Raw genomic sequence first — 23,859 nt, forward strand, 5'->3', positions numbered from 1 at the left:
ACTTATTGAAGACAATCCGTTTGGCTATTGAGGGCTATCGGAACGCGGCTCCTGAGACCATCTTCTGCCCATGAGAAACGCCTGCCGGTGCAGGCGAGACAAGGGGTTTAAGATGCTCAATCAGATCAAAGGTCTTCACCACGTTACCTCGATGGCGGAAGATGCCCGCACCAACAACAAGTTCTTCACGGACACGCTAGGCCTGCGCCGCGTCAAGAAGACGGTGAATTTCGACGCTCCCGATGTCTATCACCTCTACTATGGTGACGAGATCGGCACGCCCGGCACGATCATGACCTACTTCCCATTCCCGAAGATGGCACGCGGTCGTCCGGGTACCGGCGAGGTCGGCAATACCGTCTACTCCGTACCGGAAGGTGCGATTGGTTATTGGACCGAGCGTCTTGGCCAGCATGGCGTCGAAGGCCTGAAGGCGGACGAATCCTTCGGCCAGAAGCGTCTGCACTTCGCCGGCCCTGACGGCGATGGTTTCGCTCTTGTCGAGGTCAAGGATGACAAGCGTCTGCCCTGGACGCATGGCGGCATCGATGCCGCGCATGCGATCCGTGGCTTCCATTCCGTTGCCATGCGTCTGCGGGACGAGGGTGCTACGGCCGAATTGTTGAAGTACATGGGCTACGAAGTTGTCGATACGCATGAAGGCATCAAGCGGCTGGCCATTCCCGGCGGCAACGGTGCCGACTACGTCGACCTCGAGACTATGCCGAACATCAACCGGGCGCTTCCGGGTGCTGGTTCCGTCCACCATGTTGCCTTCGCCGTCGAGAACCGCGCAAAGCAGCTCGAAGTGCGCAAGGCGCTGATGGATACGGGCTATCAGGTCACACCGGTCATCGACCGCGACTATTTCTGGGCGATTTACTTCCGTACGCCGGGCGGCGTGCTGTTCGAAGTTGCCACCAATGAACCTGGCTTCGACCGCGATGAGGACACGGCTCATCTTGGCGAAGCGCTGAAACTGCCCGAACAGCATGCGCATCTGCGCGGTCTGATCGAGCAACATCTGGAGCCGCTGGAAGGCTAATCGGAGGAAGGATTATGACTGACACGAGCTATGTGCACCGGCTGAAGGCCGGTGCATCCGGAAAGCCGATTTTCTTCACGTTCCATGGCACCGGCGGCGACGAGAACCAGTTCTTCGATTTTGCTGCCCGGCTGCTGCCGGAAGCGACCATCGTATCGCCGCGCGGCGATGTCTCGGAACATGGGGCCGCGCGCTTCTTCCGGCGGACGGGCGAGGGCGTCTATGATATGGCCGACCTTGCCCGGGCAACGGAAAAGATGGCGAATTACGTCTCGGGTCTCGCGGCGGAATATGGGGTGTCGCAGGTGATTGGCCTTGGTTTCTCCAATGGCGCCAATATTCTTGCCAACGTGCTGATCGAGCACGGCGATCTCTTTGATGCCGCCGTCCTGATGCACCCGCTTATTCCGTTTCAGCCGAAGGACAATGGCCGGCTGCAGGGCAGGCGTGTGCTGATCACCGCCGGCGAACGAGATCCGATCGCGCCCGCGCCGATCACACAGGCACTCGCCGATTACTTCGTCCGGCAGGACGCACAGGTAACGCTCGACTGGCATCCGGGCGGCCACGATATCAGGCCCAATGAAATCGAGGCCATCCGCACTTTCCTTGCACTTTACGCATAAAGTCGACCGATATGCCGGCCGCGGAGCAGTCGCAAGCTGTTCTGCGGCCGGCTATTTGCCGATCTGCCGCAGCATCGCCTGCGCCTGCGAGGCGGCCGCGAGCTTTCCCTTCTCGTCGAGATAGTCCGTTCCGCAGAAGCGGTTGAGGTTGGTGAAATCCATGGTGTCGGGCTGAGCATGCTTGACTTCGGCAATCACCATGCGCCAGGCGCAGCCGAGCACCTTGTCGGGCTGGATCGCCTCGTCGCAGCCGGTGCTCAGGCACAGGGCAACGTGTTTCTGCGCTCGATATCCTCCCGCGATCGCCTCCTCATACTCCGCTTTCCACTGGTCGCGCGTATGCTGGCATCGGGCGGGGTTGCTGCTTTGGCTGCACAGCACCGTGGTATCGACATAGGTCTCGGCTGGCGGCCATAGGGGACCGTCGACCAAGCTGACGCAGCCGCACGCGAACAAAGTGGCTGACAGCAGACGCAACTGATTCTCCCTCGATCGAAACAGAGCAGACCGTAGTGCGGCGGAGAATATCTGCAAGATCAATGTGGACCATGTCGCATTCGAGACGGCAAGATCCCGCCAATCTTCAACTGCCGGGACCGGAAGCGTGGCCTTCCTGCAACCCTTGTCATCTTCCGGCAATGGCGACATGTCGCGGCGCAGGCTCTGCTTGTGAGCATCATTGCTACTCGCTAATGATCTGGCCCAATGCGATGGGGGTACAGATGGTGACGCTGGCGGAACAGCAACAATATAGGCTGGGCGTGACCTATGTGGCGCTCTCCGCGCTGGCTTGGTCGACTTCAGGCCTCTTCGTGCGAGCGATCAGTGCTGACCTGATGACCATCCTTTTCTGCCGCGGCATCGTCTCCGGCCTCGGCGTGTTCGCGCTGTTTTTCTATATCGAGCGCCGCAACGCTTTTCGCATCCTGCGCTCCATGCGCGGCCCCTCGCTGGCAGCGACGATCTTTTCCACCGCGTCGATGATCAGCGGTATCGGCTCGATTTATTATACGTCGGTTGCCGACGCCATGGTCATCTATGCCACCGTGCCCTTCGTGACCGCGGGCGTCGCCTTTCTCTTCATCGGCGAACGCCCGAATGTAAGGACGCTGATTGCGAGCGGCATCGCCTTTATCGGTGTTCTCGTCATGTTGTCCGGGCATGCGAGCGACGGCGGCAGCTGGCTTGGTAAAGGCCTAGCCGCCGTCATGACGCTGACGGTTGCGGCACTTGCCGTCATCATGCGGCAGCATCGCAATGTGCCGATGCTGCCGGCGATGGCCCTGTCGGCGTGGCTGTGCTCCTTCACTACCTTCTGGTTCGCTTCCCCGCTTTCGATCTCGGGGCAGGATCTCGGCCTGATCATCGCCTTCGGCATCGTTCAGAATGCGATGGGCCTCAGCCTTTACACGTTCGGCTCGCGGCTCGTCCCAGCCTCGGATGCGGCGCTGCTGACGGCGCTCGAAGTGCCGTTGACGCCGCTGTGGGTCTGGATGGTCTTTGCCGAGCGCCCTTCGACTGCGACGCTGATCGGCGGACCAATCGTTCTTGCCGCGCTTTTCGGCCATATCCTTCTGGAGGTTCGGCGCAATAGGGTGGTTACTTCAGCAAAGACGCATTGAACCGCTTGTCGGCCCAATCCCAAAATGCTGAAATCGACCAATCACGAGGAGTCGATATCGATGAACAAGATATTCAATCCGCCGTCTGTCAGACGCCCCTTCACCAACTACAATCACGGGATTCTGGTGCCTCCGGGCGCCAGCCTTCTCGTCGTGTCCGGCCAGGTCGGTATCGGTCTCGACGACCGCATTCCGCCGGACGTCACCTCGCAGGCCGAAATGTGCTTCAAGGCGATCGGGGCCATTCTCGAAGACGCCGGCATGAGCTTTACCGATGTGATCCGCATCGGCGGTTTTGTCACGACGCGCGAGGACATGCCGGCCTACATCGCCGTTCGCGATCGTTACACGCTGGACCCGAAGCCGGTTTCCACGCTGCTGATCGTCAGCGGCTTCAATCGTGCGGAGTTTCTGGTCGAGGTCGAGGTCATGGCGGCGAAGGTGCTGTGATGGCAACGGATAAGCCTAACCCGCAAATGCCCGCCATATTGGGCCTGTTCGAGACCCATCTGACGGTTTCCAATCTTCGGCGTTCGCTCGAATTCTATCGTGACATCCTGAGGCTCGAAGTGGCGACGGTCATAGAAAGCAGGCAGGTCGCTTTCCTTTGGACCGACGGTGAGAAGAAGAGCATGCTCGGTCTTTGGGAGACGGGAAGCGCTCCTCTTCGCATGCGTCTCCACATCGCGCTCAGGACCAGCCTGGAAGGTGTTGTTGCATCTGCTGCCGCATTGACGGCTCACGGCGTTCAACCGAAAGGTTTCAATGGCGAGCCGATGGACGAACCGGTCGTCGTCGGCTGGATGCCGGCGGTTTCTCAGTATTTTTCCGATCCCGATGGACATTCCATCGAGTTCATCCATGTGCTTGAGGATGCTGCGGATGTGAGCTTTGGGGTGAAACCCTATTCGCAATGGTTGTCGCGGCCGAAGGCGACTGTTTGAAAGACATAAACAGTCGGAACTCCCCCATCCGACTTTTGGCAAGCTTCGTCATGTCTTATGCGGGGGAGATTTCAGCGATGTTGTCTATGTGGCCGCAGACTGGCTACAGAGAGTGTAGGAGACTGTTATGACCCAGAATATTTATGACGATCCGGGCTTTTTCGAAGGTTATAGCCGGCTTCAGCGATCGGTCTCCGGCCTGGCGGGGGCAGCGGAGTGGCCGGCCATACGTGCCATGTTGCCCGATCTGCATGGCCTCGATGTCGTCGATCTCGGCTGTGGTTTCGGATGGTTCTGCCGCTGGGCCGCCGAACAGGGTGCGGCCAGTGTGCTTGGTCTTGACGTATCCGACAAGATGCTCGCGCGTGCCTGCGCAGAGACGGCCGATTCATGCGTCCGCTACGACAGGGCGGACCTTGAGAAGCTCCAGCTTCCCAAGGCAAGCTTCGACCTCGCCTACAGCTCGCTGGCCTTCCATTATATCGAAGATTTTGCCGGACTCCTGGCGACTATTCGGAAAGCTTTGAAACCAGGTGGCCGGCTGATCTTCTCGATCGAGCATCCGATCTATATGGCGCCGCGGCAGCCGGAATGGTTGACCGAAGAAGATGGCGGGAAGACTTGGCCGCTCAATGGCTACCAGATCGAAGGAAAGAGGCTGACGAATTGGCTCGCTGAAGGCGTGGTCAAGCAGCATCGAACCATGGGGACTACGCTCAACTCGCTGATCAGGTCGGGCTTTGCCATCGCGCATGTTGAGGAATGGTCGCCAAGCGACGAAGATCTTGCCGCGCATCCGGACTGGGTGATTGAGCGCGAGCGGCCAATGTTCCTGCTGATTTCGACCCGAACCTGATGGTGGGGAGAATGTGCATATTCGGCCGGGATCTTTCACCCGACCGAATGGTCGGTTGCCGTCAGTAGTTTTCCTGATACCATTCGACAAAGCGGCGAACGCCTTCGTCGACTTCGATGTGTGGCTTGAAGCCGGTCAATGCCACCAGCAGATCCGGTACCGCATAGGTGTTGTGCACGTCGCCGGGCTGCATTGGCAGCATCTTGCGGACCGCCTTCTTGCCGAGCATCGTCTCGATGGTTTCGACGAAGGTCATCAACCCCACGGGCTGACCGCCGCCGATATTGACGACGCGGAACGGAGCGTTCTTCGACAGGGTGTCGATCACCGTGTCCGATACTACCCGGTTTTCCTCCGAGGGGACGACGCCAATCAAGCGAACGATGCCTTCGACGAGATCGTCGATATAGGTGAAATCGCGGCTCATCTTGCCTTCGCCGTAGATTTCGATCGGTCTGTCGTTGCGGATGGCGTCGACGAACTTGAAGAGCGCCATGTCCGGACGGCCCCAGGGACCATAGACCGTGAAGAAGCGGAAGGCTGTTGTCGGCACGTTGAAGAGATGGGCATAGCTGTGCGCCATCAGCTCCATGCCCTTCTTGGTCGCCGCATAGATCGTCATCTGCTCGTCGGCCTTGTCGCTTTCGGCAAACGGGATCTTTTCGTTGGCGCCATAGACGGAGGACGTGGATGCCAGCAAAAGATGCTTCGGCTGCAGATTTCTCGCCAGCTCCAGCACGTTGAACGAGCCGGTGACGTTCGAATCGACGTAGGAACGCGGATTTTCGAGGCTGTAGCGCACGCCGGCCTGTGCGGCGAGGTGGACGATCACATCAGGCTCGGCCAGTTCTGCCGCATGATCCAGCGCCGCCTTGTCCTCGAGCATGCCGGTCACGAACTTGAAGCCGTTCGAGCGTGCGAGGATAGCCGTGCGCTTCTCCTTGAGCTTGACGTCGTAATAGGGCGTCATACCGTCAAAACCGACGACGAAATGACCCTCGTCCAGCAGGCGCCTGGCAAGATGGAATCCGATGAAGCCGGCAGTGCCGGTGATGAGATAGCGCATTGATCGGCCTTTGCTTGAAGCATTTCCAGGAAAAGGGCGCAGCGGTTTCCGTTGGAAATACGTAGAAAACAACAGGAGTCAGAGTTTCCGCCTCCAAGGGAGAGGTGGAAACGCCTTAGAGCGTAGCGTCGCTCGAGGGTCTGCCAATGCTCGTATAGGTAAAGCCGTGCTTGGCGACCTCGTCATGGCGATAGATGTTTCTCAAATCGACGAGAACCGGGGCCTTCATGACGGATTTGAGCCGGGCAAAGTCAAGCGCACGGAACTGGTTCCATTCCGTTACGATCACCAGCGCATCGGCATTGCGCGCGGCGCCATAGGCGTCTTCGGCATAGGCGATGTTGTCGATCACCTGTCGGGCATTCTCCATGCCTTCGGGATCGTAACCCGTCACCGTTGCACCGGCATCCTGCAGCGTCTGAATGATCGTTATCGCCGGACTGTCGCGCATGTCGTCGGTATTGGGCTTGAAGGTCAGGCCGAGGACTGCGATCGTCTTGCCTCTGATGTCGCCGCCCATGGCGGCGATCACCTTGCGGCCCATGGCGCGCTTGCGGTTGTCATTGATCGACACAGTCGTCTCGATCAACCGCACGGGGCTGTCGTAATCCTGCGCTGTCTTGGCGAGCGCCAGCGTGTCCTTCGGGAAGCAGGAGCCGCCATAACCCGGACCGGCATGCAGGAACTTCGAGCCGATGCGACCGTCGAGGCCGATGCCGCGCGATACCTCCTGCACGTTGGCGCCGACCTTCTCGCAAAGATCTGCCATCTCGTTGATGAAGGTAATCTTCATGGCAAGGAAGGCATTGGCCGCGTATTTGATCAGTTCGGAGGTGCGACGGGAGGTGAAGAGCAGCGGCGCCTGGTTGAGGTAAAGCGGCCGATAGACTTCCGTCATGACGCCGCGGGCGCGGTCGTCATTGAGGCCGATGACGATGCGATCCGGCCGCTTGAAGTCTTCGATGGCCGCGCCTTCACGCAGGAATTCCGGATTGGACACGATTGCGACATCGGCTTCCGGATTGGTCTCGCGGACGATGCGTTCGACCTCGTCGCCGGTGCCGACGGGCACCGTCGATTTCGTGACGATAACGGTGAAGCCCTTGACGTGCTCGGCGATTTCGCGGGCAGCGGCATAAACGTAGGAGAGGTCGGCATGGCCGTCACCGCGCCTTGAAGGCGTTCCGACCGCGATGAACACGACGTCGCTGTCGGCAACGCTCGCCTCCACATCCGTGGTGAAGGAGAGGCGGCCGGCGCGAACATTGTCCGCAACGAGATGGTCCAATCCCGGTTCGAAAATCGGGATCTCACCGCGTTGCAGTGCCTCGATCTTGTTTGCGTCCTTGTCGACGCAGATGACGTCATGGCCGAAATCGGCGAAGCAGACGCCGGATACGAGCCCCACATATCCCGAGCCGATCATCGTGATGCGCATGAAACTTCAATCCTCTTGCTGGCGCCGGATCCAGCGATAAGACGCGAAGCCGGCATTGGCGATCGCTCGCGCTTATACACAGGATCGCCGGTGCTGCCTATATGCGATGTCTCAGCCGCGACAATTGCGGTGTAGGTGCCACGGGAGCCTGTTTGCACCCTGCTATTCTCCTGATGCAATTACCCAGACCCAAAATGAAACGAAGCCTTTGTACTTTAAGTCTATCATTGGCTGTCGCTTGTGAATGTCGTCATGTTGCCACATGATGAATCGCGCGCAATCGTTCCGCGTGGGGACGAGCATTATTGGGTTGTTCGGGACTGTTGCATGAAGTCGTCTTTTGCCGTGCGTACAATGCGGGCCGGGGAATTGGAGCTCGCTTTAGAATGGGCTCGGCAAGAGGGGTGGAATCCCGGCGTCGATGATGCACCGGCCTTCTGGGAGGCGGATCCCTCCGGCTTCCTCGTCGCGGCGATGGGGGAGGTGCCGGTTGGCTGTATCTCCGTCGTCCGTTATGGCGAAAGCTTTGCCTTTCTTGGCCTTTACATGCTGCATCCGGAATTTCGCGGCAAGGGCTATGGCAAGCTGCTCTGGAACAAGGGTATGGCGCTCGCCGGCAATCGTATTGTCGGGCTGGACGGCGTTGTCGCGCAGCAGGAATACTATCGCAAGCACGGTTTCGAGACGGCCTATCGCACGCTTCGCTATGCCGGCATTGCCAGGATACCCGAGGTTGGAGATCAGGCTGCGCAGGTCGCGCCGCTCACCCATGGCAAGCTTGACGGGCTGGTCCACTATGACGCCGGGATTTTCCCCGGTCTGCGTCATTCCTTCATAAGGGCATGGTGCGGCGTACCGGAACGGCGCAAAACCTTCATCGTCGGCGGTGGTAGCCGCGTGCGGGGTTATGGCACCATTCGGCGCTGTTTCCATGGCTACAAGATCGGTCCGCTATTCGCCAACAAGCCGGACGTAGCGCGTGTCTTGCTGGCGCGGTTGCTGGCGGAGGCCAAGGGCGGGCCGGTCTATCTGGATGTGCCGGTCGACAATGTGCAGGCTATCGAACTTGCGGAAGAATGCGGTCTGACACCGGTGTTCGAAACCGCCCGCATGTATCGCGGCAAGGCGCCGGAAACGCCGCTCGATCGTGTATTTGGCATCACCACGCTCGAACTCGGCTAGCTCTTCTGCGGCCGTCCTGCAGGAAAAATCCTGTTGGACATGCTGATTCGTCATGCAAAAAGCTGAATCTCCTGAGACAACAGGGTCGCTTTCCCAAAAACAAAGCTTTATAGATGCGCGGGTTTGAGCAAGGCGCGTCTCCGTGCGCAGGAAGCGGGAATTGAGAAATGACGAACGTTGTAGTGATCGGTTCACAGTGGGGCGATGAAGGCAAAGGCAAGATTGTCGACTGGCTTTCAGAGCGCGCCGACGTGATTGTACGCTTTCAGGGCGGGCACAATGCTGGTCATACGCTCGTCGTCGATGGTGTCAGCTACAAGCTCGCACTGCTGCCTTCCGGCCTCGTGCGCGGCAAGCTGAGCGTCATCGGCAATGGCGTCGTCGTTGATCCCCATCATTTCGTCGCAGAAGTCGAAAAGCTGCGTGCCCAGGGCATCGCCGTTACGCCTGATGTGTTGCGCATCGCCGAAAACGCGCCGCTGATCCTGTCGCTGCATCGCGATCTCGACGCGTTGCGCGAAGATGCGGCCTCCAACAGCGGCACGAAGATCGGCACGACACGCCGCGGCATTGGTCCGGCCTATGAGGACAAGGTCGGCCGCCGTGCCATCCGCGTCGTCGATCTGACCGAGCCTGAAACGCTGCCTACCAAGATCGATCGGCTTCTGACCCATCATAATGCCCTGCGTCGCGGCATGGGTCTGAGCGAAATTTCCTTCGATGCTCTGCATCACGAGCTGACCTCCGTCGCCGAGCACATCCTGCCTTATATCGATCAGGTCTGGCGCCTGCTCGACGAGCAGCGCAAGGCCGGCGCCCGCATTCTTTTCGAAGGTGCGCAGGGCGCGTTGCTGGACAATGATCATGGCACGTATCCCTTCGTGACCTCGTCCAATACGGTTGCAGGTCAGGCCGCGGCCGGCTCCGGTCTCGGGCCGACCGCGCTTGGTTATGTACTTGGGATTACCAAGGCCTATACGACGCGCGTCGGCGAAGGCCCGTTCCCGTGCGAACTGCATGACGAGATCGGTAAGCATCTGTCGACCGTCGGTCGCGAAGTCGGCGTCAATACCGGCCGTCCGCGCCGCTGCGGCTGGTTCGATGCCGTGCTGGTGCGCCAGACGGTTAAGACCTCGGGCATCACCGGTATCGCGCTCACCAAGCTCGACGTTCTCGATGGTCTCGATGAGCTGAAGATCTGCATCGGCTACAAGCTCGATGGCAAGGAAATCGACTATCTGCCGGCCAGCCAGGCAGCCCAGGCCCGCGTCGAGCCAATCTACATCACGCTCGAAGGGTGGAAGGAATCGACCGTCGGCGCCCGCAAATGGGCCGATCTGCCGGCTCAGGCAATCAAGTATGTGCGTCAGGTGGAAGAGCTGATCGGTGCGCCGGTTGCCATGCTTTCGACCAGCCCGGAGCGCGAGGACACCATACTTGTGACGGACCCCTTTGAGGGCTAAACTCATAAACCTATGACGAATCCCGGCCTGGCCGCTCGCCGGGCATCATGAGAAAGTGCTGATGGCGGATTTTGTAGCAGTCATTCGACGGGCCGTTGACGGCCTGACGGACAATACTCCCGAGATGCGGGTCAAGGTTTACGATCGGGCTCGTGGTGCCGTTCAACGGCAGCTTGAGAGTATGAAGCCGCGCCCGCCTGAGGAAATGCTCCGCCGTCAGCTCGACAAGCTAGAGGCCGCGATCGTCGAGGTTGAGGCCGAACATGCAGAGGCGATGCCGGCGGCGGAAGAGCCTGTCGCTGCAGCACCTGTCGTGCATCACGAGGCTGCGCCCGAACCCGTCGAGCAGCATCACGCCGAAGTGGAGGCTCATCGAGAGCCCGAGGCACACGAGCAGGAACCGGTTCCCGCCGAGGTTCGTGCCCATGAGGAGCCAAGCGCTCCTCAGCCGGTTCATGAAGAACTCGTCCATGAAGAGCCGGCCGTCTATTCCGAGCCCGATCGGTCGCATGAACATGCGCGTGCGGAAGAATGGAGCGAGCCTTATCAGGAAGAGCATCATGCACCGGCAGAGCAACATGCCGTTGCCGAGCACCATGCTGCCGTTCCCGAGGAACCGACCCACGAGCCGGTTCATGAAGAGCCTTCGGTTTATCACGAAGAGCCCCGGCACCATGCCGAAGAGGCGCCGCCGGTTGCCGCCGAACCTATCCACGCAGCTCCTGCACCTCAGATTGCGATAACGCCGGTTGATGACGTCATAAATCAGGTGGAGCAGATTTGGGCTGAGGTCGACGCACCGACCCGCCAGCCTGTGCCCGAACCGGCGGCTCCGCATCGTGATGAACCCTCCATGCCGGCTGCTGCTTTTGCCGATACGCCATTCGGGCATCCGGTGCCCCCGGCGGAACAGGCGAAAGCGCCGGCAGCCAATACCGGCTTTGCCTGGGATGCGGACGTGTTCGAAGAGATGCAGCCGCTGCCGGCCGCCTCTCAACCGGTGCAGCCCGCCCGGCAGATGCCGGATAACGCTTTCGAGGATGTCGATCTTTTCGCCGACGTGCATCCAAGCCGCAAGGTCGAACCCAACGCGGACACGAGCAATGACGGTTGGCGCGAGCTCAAGGAACTTGCCGGTTTCGACAAGCGTGCGGAAGACGATCGCGGTGGCTCCTCCTCCGTTCCGCCCGATCTGGACCAGGCGATGGCGGCGAAGCTGCAGGGCAAGAGCTTCCGGATGGAGCCGAAGCGCCGCCGTTTCAACGTTACCGGCGTAATCCTGACGCTTGTCGGCCTCGCGGTTGTTGGCGGTGGTGGCTATGCAGCATGGCTGAACCGCGACGCACTCAACAATATGGTGACGAAGCTCGTCAGCTCCGCACCGAAGAGCACTTCCACGCCACCTGCCTCGGATGCCGCAAGCAAGAACACTGCCAGCAGCACCCCTGCGGCCGCTCCAACTCAGCCGGCAGCTACGCCGCCGCAGAGCAGCGCAGCCGCTACCAAGCCGGCCGGAGCTGGCAACACCGATGTCGCCTCGCTGAACAGCGATCCGAATACGGTCAATACGAAGTTCACGCAGCGCCTCTTGTCAAACGGCTCGGAAGAGGATGAAGGCCCGGCGGCAAACGGTCAGCCGGGTGTGGTCGAAGGCAAGTCCGTCGCCGAGCAGAACGTCGCTTCTGCTGCGCCGGCTGCCACGGGCACGCCGCCGGCTGCTGCAACGGCAACGCCGCCCGCAAACACTACGGCTGCGCCGCAGGCTCAGACACCTGCCACCAATGCTCCGGTTCCAGCGAACCAGCAGACACAGACGCCTGCGACCAGTCAGCCGCAGCCGGCAGCTGCAACGCAACCGCCTGCCGCTGCTCAGCAGACTGCTCCGGTTGCCGACGGGCAGAAAGTCTTCCTTTATGAAGAGCGTCTGGGTCAGACGTCGCCGACGGCTTTCCAGGGTACGGTCACTTGGTCGCTGCAGGAGGGCAAGGGTGCCGACGGCCGGCCTGAGCCTTCCGTCCAGGGTCTTATCAGCGTTCCCGAGCGGGGCCTCGCGGCGACGATCACCGTTTCGCGAAACGGTGATCCCTCGCTTCCGGCCAGCCATCTGATCGAGCTTGCCTTCCAGGTGCCCCCGAATTTCGAGGGTGGAGCGATCGACAACGTCCAGCGTGTCGCACTGAAGGCGACCGAGCAGGATCGCGGTGATGCTCTCATCGCGGTGCCTGCCAAGGTTACCGACGATGTCTATATGGTGGCGCTCAACGATTTTCCGGATGCGCGCAAGACCAATCTGGATCTTCTGAAAAGCCGCAACTGGATCGATATTCCGGTCGTCTATCGCAACGGCCGTCGTGCGTTGCTGACGATGGAGAAGGGCCAGACCGGCACGGACGCCTTCAACAAGGCGATTGCCGAATGGCAGGCTCTGGGCGGGGTCGCCTCCAGCGGCCAATAGGCGTCACGCAATCAATAGACATGCAAAAGGCGGGCTTTGCGGCCCGCCTTTTTCTATTCGATCGCTCAAATGTGTTGAGCGGAAGCGTTACGCCGTCGCTTCGACAACGCGGAGCGCCTTGGCACGCTCCAGTGCATCCTTTTGCACGGCTTCCTGAACCTTTTCGAAGGCACGGACTTCGATCTGGCGGACACGTTCGCGGCTGATGTCGAATTCGGCCGAGAGGTCTTCCAGCGTTACCGGATCTTCCGCCAGGCGGCGAGCCTCGAAGATACGTCGTTCGCGATCGTTCAGGACACCCATGGCGCGAGCCAGCATGCGGCGACGCGTGTCAAGCTCGTCCTGTTCGATCAGCACGTCTTCCTGGCTGTCATGGTCGTCAACGAGCCAATCCTGCCACTGGCCGGAATCGCCTTCGGAAGCCTTGATCGGTGCATTCAGCGAAGCGTCGCCGGAAAGGCGGCGGTTCATCGAAATGACCTCTTCCTCCGAGACGTTCAGCTTGGTGGCGATCTCGGTGACGTGTTCCGGCTTCAGGTCGCCATCGTCGATGGCCTGGATACGGCCCTTCAGGCGGCGCAGGTTGAAGAACAGGCGCTTCTGATTGGCGGTGGTGCCCATCTTAACGAGCGACCACGAGCGCAGGATGTATTCCTGGATCGAGGCCTTGATCCACCACATGGCGTAGGTCGCCAGACGGAAGCCACGTTCCGGGTCGAACTTCTTCACGGCCTGCATCAGGCCGACATTGCCTTCCGAAACGACTTCGCCGATTGGCAGGCCGTAGCCGCGGTAACCCATGGCGATCTTCGCCACAAGGCGCAGATGGCTGGTGACGAGCCTGTGCGCGGCCTGACGGTCGGCATGTTCCGCATAGCGCTTGGCGAGCATGTACTCTTCCTGCGGTTCCAGCATCGGGAACTTGCGGATCTCGTCCAGATAACGATTGAGGCCGGCTTCTCCGGCAGCAATGGACGGTAAGGTATTACGGGCCATGATTGTGCACCCTCCTATTCGAGATTTGGTTCCTTCTGGGGGCGTATTTGCGCGCCTTCTGCGAAGCGGACCAAGGCGTACGGGTCCTGGGACCCCGCACTTAACCAACATAGAGATAAGTACGGCGAAACCGTGATTCAAGGATGTGGTCACGCAAGTGTTATAGCAGCGTGACCACCGGTCCCGCCGTAATGCCGCCCTTGGGATTATCCTCCCGAATGCTCCGGCACAGTCATCCCCAATCGTGTCTACTTCCAAAAACGCATCGGCGTTTTCGGTAAGGGAATGCTCACCGGACTCCGGTCCTAACGCCCTTATTATAGGGCGTTAGGGCAGATGCGTCCAGCTGGCGAGGTTCACTGCGGGGCTAGGCCCGCAGGGCTTCCGCCAACTCCGCCAGGTCGTCGGGCAGTGGCGCTTCGAAGTGCATGATCTCGCCGGTTCGGGGGTGTTCGAACTGCAGCATGTAGGCATGGAGCGCCTGGCGAGTGAAGCGGTTCACGACCTGCTTTGCCGCCTCCGGCAGGAGATTGGCCTTGGTCTTGAAGCCACCGCCATAGACGCCATCGCCCAGCAGCGGATGGCCGATATGCGCCATGTGCACGCGGATCTGATGCGTCCGGCCGGTTTCGAGGTGGCAGTCGACCAGCGAGGCGAGGGCGGTTGCATCGGGCCCTTCGTGAAAGCGCTCCAGCACTTCGTAGTGCGTGATAGCCTCGTCGGCATCCTGCGACGTGGGCCGCTTGACCGCACGGCGCGTGCGGTCGGTGCTCGAGCGTCCCAACGGCGCGTCGATGGTGCCGATGAGCTGGCGTGGACGGCCCCAGACGATCGCCTGATAGGCGCGCTCCAGCGATGTCGTTCTGCCGTGATCGGCAAATTGCAGCGACAGGTGACGGTGAGCGATATCGTTCTTGGCCACGACCATGACGCCGGTCGTGTCCTTGTCCAGCCGGTGGACGATGCCCGGCCGGCGTACGCCGCCGATGCCGGAAAGGCTGTCGCCGCAATGATGGATCAGCGCGTTGACCAGAGTGCCCGTCCAATTGCCGGCGGCGGGGTGGACGACAAGTCCGGCAGGCTTGGAGATGACGATGATGTCATCGTCTTCGTAGAGCACGTCGAGTGGAATGTCCTCGCCGAGTGGCGTCGGGTCCTCGGGCTCGGGAAGCGTGATCTCGTAGGTATCGCCGGAGCGCACCTTGCGTTTGGCGTCGGTGACCGCTTCGCCATTGAGCAGCACGGCTCCTTCCTTGATCATCGCTTGCACGCGATTGCGGGAAAATTCCTTGTCGAACTGGGCCGTCAGCCACGCATCGAGCCGTCCTTCGGCATTTTCGTCAGCGGTTAGGACTTTTCTATTGTCCGCGGCTTCTTTAAAGGGGTCGCTCAAACGTATTTCTCCGGCGCTCAACGGCGCTCTCAATCAGTAAGGACGCATCGATGACGAATCTCGAGCCAGACGATCAAGAGGAAAAGCCCCTCGATCCGGCCCTGGAGAAAGTCCGACGCAAGATGATCCGCCTGCAGATCGTCTCTGCGGCTGTCATGGTGGTGAGCCTTATGGCTGTCTTCGGCGCCGTTGTCTACAAGACGATGAAGCAACCGGCAAAGCCGGCGAGCCAGACGACCTCCAATATTCCTTCGGATGCTCCCGCTGCCGTTCAGGCGCTGTTGCCTGCCGGCTTCACCGTCCAGTCCACGGCGCTCTCGGGAAATCAGGTGCTGTTCTACGGCACGCTCGCCAGCGGCCAGCGGCAGGCCATCATCTTCGATTACGCCATTGGCCGCATCGTGACGACCATATCCCTGTCGAACTGACGGCATGATGATGACGAGCGACCGGCTCATCGAGATCAGGCATCCCGACGATCCCCGTATCGCCGAGTTCCGGGATATCCGTGAACGCGACCTGACCGGCCGCGAAAGCCGCTTCATTGCCGAGGGGACGGTCGTGCTGCGGCTCCTTGCGGGCGCTCATGCTGCGAGCGGGGATTTCGTCGCGGAAAAAGTGCTGCTGCTCAGGAACCGCGTTTCCGGACTGAGCGATATCATCGATGCGTTTCCCACCGATGTTCCGGTCTACGTGGCGACCTCGGAGGTGCTCGATGGAATCGTCGGGTTTCATCTGCATCGCGGCGTTCTGGCGCTCGGTCGCCGCAGACGCGAGATCGAACTTGGCGTCTTTCTCGATCGCTTGCCGCAACAGGCGCTCGTGCTTGCCGGCTGCGGTATCTCCAACCACGATAATATGGGCTCGATGTTCCGCAACGCGGCGGCCTTCGGGGCCGATGCGGTTCTGCTTGACGAGAGCTGCTGCGACCCGCTCTATCGCAAGGCGCTGCGTGTCTCTGTCGGTTCGATCCTGACGCTACCCTATTGCCGTCAATCGAGTGACCTTGGCCTGTTGGCGGCAATGGCCGATCGCGGCTTTGCCATCTGGAGCCTGTCTCCGCAAGGAAAGGTCGATATTCGCGATGTGCCTGCGTGCGAACGTATGGCGCTCGTCGTCGGCACGGAGGGGGATGGGCTGCCTCATAGCATTCTATCCACTTTCGGCAGCGTGCGCATTCCGCAGGCTCCCGGTCTGGACAGCCTGAATGTTGCAACGGCCAGCGGTATTGCGCTTTTCGAGATGGCCGCGCGGATCAAACGGATCTGAGGGCGATAGCTTATCCGTTACGGATGTTTTGGCAGCAATGCGGCCACTCTGTCGGCAAGGCTGACGCGCGAGCCTGCTTCGGCGGGGCCTTTATCTTTCGATAGAAGATCGATTATGGGCGAAGTGCTGCCTTCCTTGAGGGCCGTCAATGCCACCATGTTGGCGGCGATCGTCGCAATCTCCTCGCGCATGGCATCCTCATGCGCCGGCGAGCGCGCCTTTACCAGCCGGTCGGAGAGGGCGGCGGCTCGATTGCGGACTTCTTCCGTCATTTGCGCGATGTCGTCTTCCACTGTTCGTTCCGGCTCGGCTGCGTTCGTCTGATTGTCTGCGGTATCTTTTATGATCGAGACGGCGGACAATTTCGGTGTCTTAGCAGGTTTCTTTGGTGGGTTGATGCCGGCGGCGCGCAAAACCTTGCTGGTTTCCCTCGACTCCTTGACGGCGGCTTCCAGGCGTTCCTTCAGGCGGGCAACGTCTTGAGCGTGTCGCGCGATCGCAGTTTCCTTGTCGGCGTTGCCGGCGATCTCGCGATCCAGCCGCTCTTCCAGCCGCTTGTTCTTGTCGCCTTCCTGGTGAAGCGATTGCTCGGCCTCCGCCGCGCGCAAGCTTGCAGCGCTCAGATCCTGGCGAAGCGTATCGCGTTCATCCCGCAAAGTATTGATGCGAAGCTTCAGGCTTTCGATTTCGGTTTCGCGGGTTGCAAGGTCGATCTTGAGATTATCCGCATCGGCCGCCATCTTCGTCATCCGCTTGCGCAGGCCGTCGATATCGGCTTCTTTCTCGGCACTCACCTGCTCCGCGGTATGAATGCCTGACTTCAATTGGCTTATGTAGCTCTCCTCGTGGCGCAGGCGCGAGCGCAGTTCGCCCGCTTCGACCTCGAGATCGTCAATGCGCGTCTGAAGCTCGGTATTGCCGCTGACGAGCCGGCTCGCTTCCTGCTGCAGCTTGCCATTGTGGATCTGCAACGCAACGGTCTTGTCGCGTTCCTGCGTCAGGGCCTGTTCGGTTCTGGCGTTTTCGGCGGCGAAGAGGGCGCGTGCCATGTCCTTCTGCGCCCGCACCTCCTGGGGGCTCAACGGCATGGTGGCCTTCAGGCGCTTTTCGGTGAACCAGACGATACGGCGATGGATTGCCGGCGCAATGAGAAAGACCAAAAGTGCGGCCGTCAGAAAGCCCAATCCGAACAAAAGAGCAAATTGAATCACGACGCGGCCAGTATCCTGGGGTTATTTTCGATCTCGATGAAATGAATAATCATGGGCTGGGTACACGGGCAAGCTTTTAAATCGGATATGGTTTACCGGCGAGGGCCGGATCTACTGAAAGAAAAGGCCCGCAATCTGAGCGGGCCAATGCTGCGGCTGCCTGGGAGTGGATATTAAATCAAGCTCAGAAGGGATTCCATGTCGGGTTTGGCGTAACCTTGAGGTAACCCATATTGACGCCGAGGCGTGCGCCAAGGCCGGTGCGGATAGGAACAAGCACGACGTTGTTGTTCTTGAGGACGGTCATACCGAACCCGGCCACAACGAAGGCCTGGCCACTGACGCCGCCAAAGCGGGTGTAGACGCTGTCGATGCTCGGCAGATCGTAGACCAGCATCATGACGCGGGTGCCCTGACCGCCATAGTCGAAGCCGAGCGACGGGCCCTGCCAATAAAGCGAGTGCTCGCCGGCATTCTTGGTATTCAGCTGGCCTTCGCCATAGGTCAGGCCGGCGAGAAACGCGCCCGAGCCTTCCTGTCCGAGAATGTAGCCATTCGGCAGGCCGTACTGCTGGAAGGCTCGCTCGACCACTTTGGCCAGGCCGCCGCTGGCGGAGCCGAAGAAGGAATGGCCGGCATCGACTATTTCCTGGGCCGTATAATGATTGTTGGGCGCGGCAGCAGCGGCCTGACGGACCGGCAATGCGAAACTCACGAATGCAGCGATGGCCAGGATCAGGCCGAGGCCGAGCGTCCTAGTGCCGGGGCTTGGCATTCTCTTCAGGAATTCATAGCGCATGAAAGTCATCCGTTCATCATGGTCGGTGCGAAAGGGGGCAGATGTGGGTCGCACTCGACTGATTGCGCCACATATGGTTCGCCTCCTCCTTCAGACCGTTGCGCCCATCCATCGCAGGACGATTCGCGTGCGAAAAGGTCTGATGGTGATGAATGCATTTTGCGTCGATGGTCTTAACAATCGGTTTACCAAATATGGTGTCATTATGGCGCTCGATACAGCGCCTGTGACAATCCTCGGGCAACTTTGCTATGGCAACGTCGACTCTACCGCGTTTCGCCTTGTCAGCATTCAGGAGACAATGAATGTCGAAGAATCCAAACCTCACTCTGACCGGACCGGATCTGGCCGCGCTGCTTTGCAGCCGCGTTTGCCATGATGTGATCTCGCCGGTCGGAGCGATCAATAATGGCCTGGAGCTGCTCGACGAGGGTGGTGCCGACGCCGATGCCATGGATCTGATCCGCACCAGCGCGCTCAATGCCTCCGTCCGCCTGAAATTCGCCCGTCTCGCTTTCGGTGCCTCCGGCTCGGTCGGCGCGTCGATCGATACCGGTGAGGCCGAACGTGCAGCGAAGGATTTCGCCGCTGCGGAGAAGAAGACCGAAGTCAGCTGGGTTGGCCCGCGCGCGATCATTGCCAAGAACCGCGTCAAGCTGCTGCTCAATCTCTTCCTGGTCGCTTATGGCGCGATCCCGCGTGGCGGCAATATCGAGGTGACGCTGGAAAATCCCGAGCTTGATGCCAAGTTCACCATCACGGCCAAGGGGCGGTTGATGCGCGTGCCGCCGAAATTCGCCGAGATCTGCTCCGGCACTCTCGAAGAGGCGGTCGATGCCCATTCGATCCAGCCCTATTACACGGTGTTGCTGGCGGATGAGAGCGGTATGGAGCTCTCCTACAACGCAACGCCGGAATTGTTGACCTTCATCGCGCAGATACCGACCGAGTAGACGGATCGCCGCATTTGCGGTTTTCGGCCCGCAGCCAGATCATGGCCGCGGGCTTATCATTTGGCGTAAAGCCATCGACATAAATCTTATGGTTGTCCGCGCAATTGATAATGTAGCGGTAACGAATCCTTAGCATGCTGGTCCTATCGTTCCAATTTGATGTCGCCGTTCAACGACGGCTGATGGTGCCAGGGAGTTCTAGATGCAGCGGTTCATGATAACGGATGCTTCGGATGTCGTACGCAAGGTCGGCAAGCGAATCCTGTCCGAGCTGGATTTCCTCGTCAGTGAAGCAGGCGATGCCCAGGAAGCACTGATGCGCTGCCAGGCCGAGATCCCGGATTACCTGATCGTCGATGCAGGCATGGAAGGCGCGCTTGAGCTCATCACCAACATCCGCGCCATGCCCAACGGCAAGGACGTTAAGATCTATTATTGTGTCGTTGAAGCAGACTTGCGCAAGCTGATGGCAGGGAAGCGGGCAGGCGCCACGGACTTTTTGCTGAAGCCTTTCGATCGCAAGATCCTGACGGCCATATTCGGCAATCGCGCCGTCGCGGCCTGATCTTAGAGAACATCATCGATGCAATGCCGGCCGTCCTTTTGGGGCGGCTTTTATTTTGTCGTTGCTGCATGATTCCTTAAATCGGAATCGATTTGAGGACAAAATCATGCAGCGGATTTAAGGTGCTACAGCGACCTTTGCGCGTCACATATGACGCGCGGCGCTGTAGTCCGCGCGCACAGAAAATCCCGCCGGTGAGGGCGGGATTCGAGAGCATGGCGGTATCTGACGGGATGCGGTTTTAGGCGCTTTCGGCGAAATCGTTGCTGTCGGGCTCGCGCAGCACATAGCCGCGGCCCCAGACGGTTTCGATATAGTTGGCGCCGCCGGCTGCATTGGCGAGCTTCTTGCGCAGCTTGCAGATGAAGACGTCGATGATTTTCAGTTCAGGTTCGTCCATGCCACCGTAGAGATGGTTGAGGAACATTTCCTTGGTGAGCGTCGTGCCCTTGCGGAGCGAAAGCAGCTCCAGCATCTGGTATTCCTTGCCGGTCAGGTGCACGCGCTGGCCGCCAACTTCGACTGTCTTGGCGTCGAGATTGACGATGAGCTCGCCGGTCATGATCACCGACTGGGCGTGGCCCTTGGAGCGGCGGACGATAGCGTGAATACGGGCAACCAGCTCATCCTTGTGGAAGGGCTTGGTCATGTAGTCGTCGGCGCCGAAGCCGAGGCCGCGAACCTTGTCCTCGATGCCGGCCATGCCGGAGAGGATGAGGATCGGTGTCTTGACTTTCGAAAGGCGCAGCGTGCGCAGCACTTCGTAGCCCGACATATCCGGAAGGTTGAGATCCAGAAGGATGATATCGTAGTCGTAAAGCTTTCCGAGATCGACGCCTTCTTCACCGAGATCGGTGGTGTAGACGTTGAAACTTTCGGATTTAAGCATCAGCTCGATGCTCTGCGCCGTCGCGCTGTCGTCTTCAATTAATAGAACCCGCATAATTGTCCCCTTTACCGCCGCCGAAAGGTCGTCAGCCCCCTTACGCGATACCGATCAAATCACTGCTTGATTTGGAAGCTGCCATGTAATGGTTAACAAATTCTGATTCACTCTGGCAAGTCGTATCGAATTTATTAAATAATTTTTCCATTGCACTGTTTTCCAACGACAATCAGTAAAATCGACTCCTAAAGTATCGCGTTAAGAACTCACGCCAAGTGATTCATCCGACTCATCAATGCCAACATGTCGAATTCCGACCGAAACATTTACCGAGCCTTAAATCATTGCCCCTATCATTAACGATGCCCGTAAACGAAAGGTTACCAGCGGTAGGCATTTATTAATATCGCTGGAAATTTTTTTAACCAAGCCGCCTCAAAGCGGCTCGGCGGGTGAGAATATCGAGAGCCGGGGTCTCGCATCACGGGAGTAATGCGTATGAAGTCACGTGAGAGCCTAGTTCGCCTGAAGGAGTTTCAGGTGAACGAAAAACGCCGTCAGCTGCAGCAGTTGCAGATGATGATGGCGGAATTTGACCGTATGACAAAGGATCTGGAAAGCCAGATCGTGCTGGAAGAGAAAAAGTCCGGCATCGCCGACCCGAACCACTTTGCTTACCCGACCTTTGCCAAGGCCGCCCGTCAGCGTGCGGACAACTTGCAGGTGTCGATCAGGGAGCTTCAGGTTCAGGAAGAGGCGTTGGAACACTCGCTCGAAGACATGCAGGCCGAGTATGCCAAGGCTGCAGCGCTCGAGGAGCGCGACGGTTCGGGGCCGGCAAGGGCACGCGCCTGAGGTCGCAAGCCCGTCGACCTTTTGCGATCCACGCATAATTCCGTTCCGATATGGGACCTGTTTTGGGAATTTGCGGGATCTGATGGAAGCGGTACAAAAGCCGCGCATGACCGGCCGTCACAGGGCCGGCCATGCGGGGCTTTTTGTATTTGCACGCCTGTTTTCAGGCGCAGGGCGCCATCGCCTTGGGCATTATCGCGACTCCGTTTATCCGATTGCCGGATCTGTCTAAAGCGCGTCGCGATCTCTAAGATTCGCTTCACGCGCTTTAGCTCTTTGATTTCACGCATGTCGTAGCCGCAAAAAAAACGCTGCACACTTTTGCGCGACATGCTCTAGAGGTTGACGACGTCGCGCCAATCGTCGTGACGCTGAGCCTGCGCCTTGAAGAACGGGCAGAGCGGAATGATCTTCCAGCCGCCACGACGAGCCTCTTCGACGGCATGAACGGCGAGCGCCTGCCCAACGCCCTTGCCGCGCAAGGCATCCGGCACGCCGGTATGATCGATGATGATCAGCTTGGCGGAGGTGCGGGAGAAGGTCATCTCCGCTTCGTGACCGTCGACGGTCGCGACGTAACGGCCGCCCGATGCGTTGCTTTCGTTGCGGATATCCATGATTTTCTCCCTTTCAATCCCTGACATCGCAAGGATTGCATGTGCTCGGCCGTCTGCCAACTAGCGAGATTGTAAACGGATTGTCTCTTGTCGAAGGGAGTTTGGTATGCTTGGCGCTCGCGCGAAGCAGCGGGAAAAGATGTCCAGGGCGTTGATCGCGCCTTGATATGGGCTGCTCAACAATTCGGGCCTCTTTTCCGTTTGGAAGGAGGCCCGAACAAAGATCAGAAAGGTGGTGCTGTCGCTGCTGTCAGTGGCGATACTGCTGTATGCGCGTCGTCCGAAGGCCGGCAAGGCCATGGGTATTGATGGACGACTGCCAGGAGAGGAACTCTTCGACGGTCAACGTATAACGTTCACAGGCTTCTTCCAAGCTGAGCAGACCACCACGCACGGCGGCGACAACCTCTGCCTTGCGACGAATGACCCAGCGGCGCGTATTCGGCGGCGGAAGGTCTGCTATCGTCAGCGGGCTGCCATCGGGGCCGATGACATACTTCACTCGGGGACGTATCATTTCGGTCATTGGACTCTCTACACACACTCAAGACCACGAGAGGCACTCTATCTTGCCACATTTAAAAATTGCCTAAGCACACAGTAACACTTTGCTAAGAATTTTAAGGAATGTGGCCGGTGGGTGATTTGCCTATGGCTGTAGAGACAGAAAAGCCGCTAATTTCCTGTTATTTCGGCGAAAATCAGTTTCGCATTATCATTTTTTGTCAGTGAAAACTTACGCTTTAGGCCCGAGAAACGCCGCGGAAGCGTTGCTGGCGGTGGCGCGAAAGATGCTTTTTCTTTCGAAGAAAATGACCTTAAGCGTGTAGGACGCTTTTCTTCCCGCCCCAGCAAATGAAGTGCGGATTTGCAAAATCACTATCGGTGGCCTGGTCGATCTTGCCGTAGGCGAGAGGGGTTCCATCGACCGTCAGTGTAATGCCGCCGGCGGCGCGCAGCACAGCGTCGCCGGCCGCCGTGTCCCACTCCATCGTGCGGGCAAACCGCGGATAGACGTCGGCCTTGCCCTCGGCGAGCAGACAGAATTTTAGCGACGAGCCGATCGATGTGCAGGCCGAAACTGAATTATGCGTCAGAAAATTCTCTGTCTTCGCGTTACTGTTGCAACGGCTGGCGAGCGCCGTCAGCCTGTTCGGCGGTTCGCGCACTGCGATGGTGAGGCGATCGGCGATGGCAAAATGTTCGTCGACGATCAGCTTGCGGGCTCTGCCCGGCTCGCCCGTGAAAGCTATGCCGAGGGCGGGCGCATAGACGATGCCGGCGACCGGAATGCCGTTCATGATATAGGCGATGTTGACGGTGAATTCATCGCGATGCTCGATGAATTCGCGAGTACCATCAAGCGGATCGACCAGGAAGAAGGAGCGGCCACGAACATTCGGGATCTTACCGGCGGAAACAGCCTCCTCGGCAATTGCCGGGATATTGGGAAAGTCGCGCGCCAGATGCTCGAGAATAATGCGCTCGGCGTGCTCGTCGGCGAGGGTGACGGGGCTCATGTCCTGCTTCAGGGCAACGGCATAGCCGGCGCGATAGACCTCCAATATGGCCTTTCCCGCTGCGAGTGCCGCTGTTTCGAATGTTGCAAGCATCTGCC

The 23,859-nt window shown here is 59.3% G+C and carries 25 protein-coding genes; 14 read left to right on the forward strand and 11 right to left on the reverse strand.

Annotation, left to right across the window (positions count from 1 at the left end; translation table 11 throughout):
* The first annotated feature begins 112 nt into the window (after window positions 1-112).
* Together ACIQJ2_RS09260 and ACIQJ2_RS09265 are read left to right on the forward strand one after the other, a co-directional pair.
* Window positions 113-1,045: a VOC family protein gene (locus tag ACIQJ2_RS09260; protein ID WP_400669828.1), complete on the forward strand. Its 933-nt coding sequence runs from the start codon at window positions 113-115 to the stop codon at window positions 1,043-1,045.
* A 14-nt stretch (window positions 1,046-1,059) separates the two neighbouring features.
* Complete coding sequence (locus tag ACIQJ2_RS09265; RefSeq protein ID WP_400669831.1) at window positions 1,060-1,671, forward strand: alpha/beta hydrolase; 612 nt, start codon at window positions 1,060-1,062, stop codon at window positions 1,669-1,671.
* A 51-nt stretch (window positions 1,672-1,722) separates the two neighbouring features.
* On the opposite strand, the gene ACIQJ2_RS09270 is transcribed toward ACIQJ2_RS09265, so the two are convergent.
* A complete protein-coding gene (locus tag ACIQJ2_RS09270; RefSeq protein WP_400669833.1) occupies window positions 1,723-2,148 on the reverse strand; it encodes a hypothetical protein in 426 nt (141 codons plus the stop codon).
* 215 nt (window positions 2,149-2,363) lie between these two features.
* Between ACIQJ2_RS09270 and ACIQJ2_RS09275 the strand changes: the two genes are divergently transcribed.
* The 4 genes from ACIQJ2_RS09275 to ACIQJ2_RS09290 all read left to right on the forward strand — a co-directional run bounded on the left by ACIQJ2_RS09275 (window position 2,364) and on the right by ACIQJ2_RS09290 (window position 5,093).
* Window positions 2,364-3,293 carry a DMT family transporter gene (locus ACIQJ2_RS09275; RefSeq protein WP_400669836.1) on the forward strand — a complete coding sequence of 310 codons (930 nt, stop codon included), beginning with the start codon at window positions 2,364-2,366 and terminating at the stop codon, window positions 3,291-3,293.
* Between the two features lie 60 nt (window positions 3,294-3,353).
* Window positions 3,354-3,743 carry a RidA family protein gene (locus tag ACIQJ2_RS09280; RefSeq protein WP_400669839.1) on the forward strand — a complete coding sequence of 130 codons (390 nt, stop codon included), beginning with the start codon at window positions 3,354-3,356 and terminating at the stop codon, window positions 3,741-3,743.
* Window positions 3,743-4,237, forward strand: a complete 495-nt coding sequence (locus ACIQJ2_RS09285) for a VOC family protein (protein WP_400669842.1) — start codon at window positions 3,743-3,745, stop codon at window positions 4,235-4,237. Before ACIQJ2_RS09280 ends, ACIQJ2_RS09285 begins: the two co-directional genes overlap by 1 nt.
* Window positions 4,238-4,364: 127 nt before the next feature.
* On the forward strand, window positions 4,365-5,093 hold the full coding sequence (locus ACIQJ2_RS09290) for a class I SAM-dependent methyltransferase (RefSeq protein ID WP_400669844.1): 729 nt from the start codon (window positions 4,365-4,367) through the stop codon (window positions 5,091-5,093).
* A 61-nt stretch (window positions 5,094-5,154) separates the two neighbouring features.
* Here the strand turns inward: ACIQJ2_RS09290 and ACIQJ2_RS09295 are convergent, their stop codons facing one another.
* On the reverse strand, window positions 5,155-6,159 hold the full coding sequence (locus tag ACIQJ2_RS09295; RefSeq protein ID WP_400669847.1) for an NAD-dependent epimerase: 1,005 nt from the start codon (window positions 6,157-6,159) through the stop codon (window positions 5,155-5,157).
* A gap of 115 nt (window positions 6,160-6,274) precedes the next feature.
* Entirely contained in the window at window positions 6,275-7,597 is a 1,323-nt protein-coding gene (locus ACIQJ2_RS09300; protein WP_400669850.1) for a UDP-glucose dehydrogenase family protein, read from the reverse strand.
* A gap of 327 nt (window positions 7,598-7,924) precedes the next feature.
* Here ACIQJ2_RS09300 and ACIQJ2_RS09305 point away from each other — a divergent pair, with 327 nt between their 5' ends.
* From ACIQJ2_RS09305 to ACIQJ2_RS09315, 3 genes are all read left to right on the forward strand, one after another.
* Window positions 7,925-8,779, forward strand: coding sequence for a GNAT family N-acetyltransferase (locus ACIQJ2_RS09305; protein WP_400669852.1), 855 nt, complete (start codon window positions 7,925-7,927; stop codon window positions 8,777-8,779).
* A gap of 167 nt (window positions 8,780-8,946) precedes the next feature.
* The gene (locus ACIQJ2_RS09310; protein WP_400669855.1) at window positions 8,947-10,242 is read left to right on the forward strand and encodes an adenylosuccinate synthase; all 1,296 of its coding nucleotides are present in this window, start codon (window positions 8,947-8,949) and stop codon (window positions 10,240-10,242) included.
* A gap of 61 nt (window positions 10,243-10,303) precedes the next feature.
* Window positions 10,304-12,697 (forward strand): hypothetical protein, encoded by a 2,394-nt coding sequence (locus ACIQJ2_RS09315; protein ID WP_400669857.1) that lies wholly within the window; start codon window positions 10,304-10,306, stop codon window positions 12,695-12,697.
* Window positions 12,698-12,784: 87 nt separating this feature from the next.
* Here the strand turns inward: ACIQJ2_RS09315 and rpoH are convergent, their stop codons facing one another.
* Both rpoH and ACIQJ2_RS09325 read right to left on the reverse strand, forming a co-directional pair.
* Complete coding sequence (gene rpoH / locus ACIQJ2_RS09320) at window positions 12,785-13,693, reverse strand: RNA polymerase sigma factor RpoH (RefSeq protein ID WP_199147996.1); 909 nt, start codon at window positions 13,691-13,693, stop codon at window positions 12,785-12,787.
* 367 nt (window positions 13,694-14,060) lie between these two features.
* Window positions 14,061-15,086, reverse strand: a complete 1,026-nt coding sequence (locus ACIQJ2_RS09325) for an RluA family pseudouridine synthase (protein ID WP_199147995.1) — start codon at window positions 15,084-15,086, stop codon at window positions 14,061-14,063.
* A gap of 50 nt (window positions 15,087-15,136) precedes the next feature.
* Here ACIQJ2_RS09325 and ACIQJ2_RS09330 point away from each other — a divergent pair, with 50 nt between their 5' ends.
* Entirely contained in the window at window positions 15,137-15,514 is a 378-nt protein-coding gene (locus tag ACIQJ2_RS09330; protein ID WP_199097647.1) for a hypothetical protein, read from the forward strand.
* A 10-nt stretch (window positions 15,515-15,524) separates the two neighbouring features.
* Window positions 15,525-16,355: a TrmH family RNA methyltransferase gene (locus ACIQJ2_RS09335; RefSeq protein ID WP_400670255.1), complete on the forward strand. Its 831-nt coding sequence runs from the start codon at window positions 15,525-15,527 to the stop codon at window positions 16,353-16,355.
* A gap of 17 nt (window positions 16,356-16,372) precedes the next feature.
* Here ACIQJ2_RS09335 and ACIQJ2_RS09340 read toward each other — a convergent pair whose 3' ends face one another.
* Together ACIQJ2_RS09340 and ACIQJ2_RS09345 are read right to left on the reverse strand one after the other, a co-directional pair.
* Window positions 16,373-17,566: a hypothetical protein gene (locus ACIQJ2_RS09340; protein WP_400669860.1), complete on the reverse strand. Its 1,194-nt coding sequence runs from the start codon at window positions 17,564-17,566 to the stop codon at window positions 16,373-16,375.
* Between the two features lie 184 nt (window positions 17,567-17,750).
* On the reverse strand, window positions 17,751-18,365 hold the full coding sequence (locus ACIQJ2_RS09345; RefSeq protein ID WP_400669863.1) for a DUF1134 domain-containing protein: 615 nt from the start codon (window positions 18,363-18,365) through the stop codon (window positions 17,751-17,753).
* Between the two features lie 305 nt (window positions 18,366-18,670).
* Between ACIQJ2_RS09345 and chpT the strand changes: the two genes are divergently transcribed.
* Both chpT and ACIQJ2_RS09355 read left to right on the forward strand, forming a co-directional pair.
* Window positions 18,671-19,318 (forward strand): histidine phosphotransferase ChpT, encoded by a 648-nt coding sequence (chpT, locus tag ACIQJ2_RS09350; RefSeq protein WP_400669866.1) that lies wholly within the window; start codon window positions 18,671-18,673, stop codon window positions 19,316-19,318.
* Between the two features lie 202 nt (window positions 19,319-19,520).
* Window positions 19,521-19,883, forward strand: coding sequence for a response regulator (locus tag ACIQJ2_RS09355; RefSeq protein WP_199147992.1), 363 nt, complete (start codon window positions 19,521-19,523; stop codon window positions 19,881-19,883).
* 241 nt (window positions 19,884-20,124) lie between these two features.
* On the opposite strand, the gene ctrA is transcribed toward ACIQJ2_RS09355, so the two are convergent.
* On the reverse strand, window positions 20,125-20,826 hold the full coding sequence (gene ctrA / locus ACIQJ2_RS09360) for a response regulator transcription factor CtrA (protein WP_004116994.1): 702 nt from the start codon (window positions 20,824-20,826) through the stop codon (window positions 20,125-20,127).
* A 441-nt stretch (window positions 20,827-21,267) separates the two neighbouring features.
* On the opposite strand from ctrA, the gene ACIQJ2_RS09365 reads away from it, so the two are divergent.
* Window positions 21,268-21,624 (forward strand): flagellar export protein FliJ, encoded by a 357-nt coding sequence (locus ACIQJ2_RS09365; protein WP_068401784.1) that lies wholly within the window; start codon window positions 21,268-21,270, stop codon window positions 21,622-21,624.
* Window positions 21,625-21,959: 335 nt separating this feature from the next.
* Here ACIQJ2_RS09365 and ACIQJ2_RS09370 read toward each other — a convergent pair whose 3' ends face one another.
* From ACIQJ2_RS09370 to cysQ, 3 genes are all read right to left on the reverse strand, one after another.
* Window positions 21,960-22,241, reverse strand: a complete 282-nt coding sequence (locus ACIQJ2_RS09370) for a GNAT family N-acetyltransferase (RefSeq protein WP_400669871.1) — start codon at window positions 22,239-22,241, stop codon at window positions 21,960-21,962.
* A 250-nt stretch (window positions 22,242-22,491) separates the two neighbouring features.
* Window positions 22,492-22,767 (reverse strand): DUF1153 domain-containing protein, encoded by a 276-nt coding sequence (locus ACIQJ2_RS09375; RefSeq protein ID WP_004107124.1) that lies wholly within the window; start codon window positions 22,765-22,767, stop codon window positions 22,492-22,494.
* Between the two features lie 292 nt (window positions 22,768-23,059).
* Window positions 23,060-23,854, reverse strand: coding sequence for a 3'(2'),5'-bisphosphate nucleotidase CysQ (gene cysQ / locus ACIQJ2_RS09380; protein WP_199147990.1), 795 nt, complete (start codon window positions 23,852-23,854; stop codon window positions 23,060-23,062).
* Window positions 23,855-23,859: the final 5 nt, after the last annotated feature.

The organism is Rhizobium sp. NPDC092011 (genome assembly GCF_044756305.1).
GTDB lineage: Bacteria > Pseudomonadota > Alphaproteobacteria > Rhizobiales > Rhizobiaceae > Rhizobium.

Excerpts from the sequence above, each read along its gene's own strand:
- ACIQJ2_RS09315 (WP_400669857.1), top strand. The coding sequence starts at position 10,304 with ATGGCGGATTTTGTAGCAGTCATTCGACGGGCCGTTGACGGCCTGACG.
- ACIQJ2_RS09310 (WP_400669855.1), top strand. The coding sequence starts at position 8,947 with ATGACGAACGTTGTAGTGATCGGTTCACAGTGGGGCGATGAAGGCAAA.
- ctrA (WP_004116994.1), bottom strand. The coding sequence starts at position 20,826 with ATGCGGGTTCTATTAATTGAAGACGACAGCGCGACGGCGCAGAGCATC.
- ACIQJ2_RS09285 (WP_400669842.1), top strand. The coding sequence starts at position 3,743 with ATGGCAACGGATAAGCCTAACCCGCAAATGCCCGCCATATTGGGCCTG.
- ACIQJ2_RS09265 (WP_400669831.1), top strand. The coding sequence starts at position 1,060 with ATGACTGACACGAGCTATGTGCACCGGCTGAAGGCCGGTGCATCCGGA.
- ACIQJ2_RS09345 (WP_400669863.1), bottom strand. The coding sequence starts at position 18,365 with ATGCGCTATGAATTCCTGAAGAGAATGCCAAGCCCCGGCACTAGGACG.
- chpT (WP_400669866.1), top strand. The coding sequence starts at position 18,671 with ATGTCGAAGAATCCAAACCTCACTCTGACCGGACCGGATCTGGCCGCG.
- ACIQJ2_RS09260 (WP_400669828.1), top strand. The coding sequence starts at position 113 with ATGCTCAATCAGATCAAAGGTCTTCACCACGTTACCTCGATGGCGGAA.
- ACIQJ2_RS09300 (WP_400669850.1), bottom strand. The coding sequence starts at position 7,597 with ATGCGCATCACGATGATCGGCTCGGGATATGTGGGGCTCGTATCCGGC.
- ACIQJ2_RS09365 (WP_068401784.1), top strand. The coding sequence starts at position 21,268 with ATGAAGTCACGTGAGAGCCTAGTTCGCCTGAAGGAGTTTCAGGTGAAC.
- ACIQJ2_RS09305 (WP_400669852.1), top strand. The coding sequence starts at position 7,925 with ATGAAGTCGTCTTTTGCCGTGCGTACAATGCGGGCCGGGGAATTGGAG.
- ACIQJ2_RS09335 (WP_400670255.1), top strand. The coding sequence starts at position 15,525 with ATGACGAGCGACCGGCTCATCGAGATCAGGCATCCCGACGATCCCCGT.
- cysQ (WP_199147990.1), bottom strand. The coding sequence starts at position 23,854 with ATGCTTGCAACATTCGAAACAGCGGCACTCGCAGCGGGAAAGGCCATA.
- ACIQJ2_RS09280 (WP_400669839.1), top strand. The coding sequence starts at position 3,354 with ATGAACAAGATATTCAATCCGCCGTCTGTCAGACGCCCCTTCACCAAC.
- ACIQJ2_RS09290 (WP_400669844.1), top strand. The coding sequence starts at position 4,365 with ATGACCCAGAATATTTATGACGATCCGGGCTTTTTCGAAGGTTATAGC.
- ACIQJ2_RS09275 (WP_400669836.1), top strand. The coding sequence starts at position 2,364 with ATGATCTGGCCCAATGCGATGGGGGTACAGATGGTGACGCTGGCGGAA.
- ACIQJ2_RS09375 (WP_004107124.1), bottom strand. The coding sequence starts at position 22,767 with ATGACCGAAATGATACGTCCCCGAGTGAAGTATGTCATCGGCCCCGAT.
- ACIQJ2_RS09295 (WP_400669847.1), bottom strand. The coding sequence starts at position 6,159 with ATGCGCTATCTCATCACCGGCACTGCCGGCTTCATCGGATTCCATCTT.
- ACIQJ2_RS09330 (WP_199097647.1), top strand. The coding sequence starts at position 15,137 with ATGACGAATCTCGAGCCAGACGATCAAGAGGAAAAGCCCCTCGATCCG.
- ACIQJ2_RS09355 (WP_199147992.1), top strand. The coding sequence starts at position 19,521 with ATGCAGCGGTTCATGATAACGGATGCTTCGGATGTCGTACGCAAGGTC.
- rpoH (WP_199147996.1), bottom strand. The coding sequence starts at position 13,693 with ATGGCCCGTAATACCTTACCGTCCATTGCTGCCGGAGAAGCCGGCCTC.
- ACIQJ2_RS09370 (WP_400669871.1), bottom strand. The coding sequence starts at position 22,241 with ATGGATATCCGCAACGAAAGCAACGCATCGGGCGGCCGTTACGTCGCG.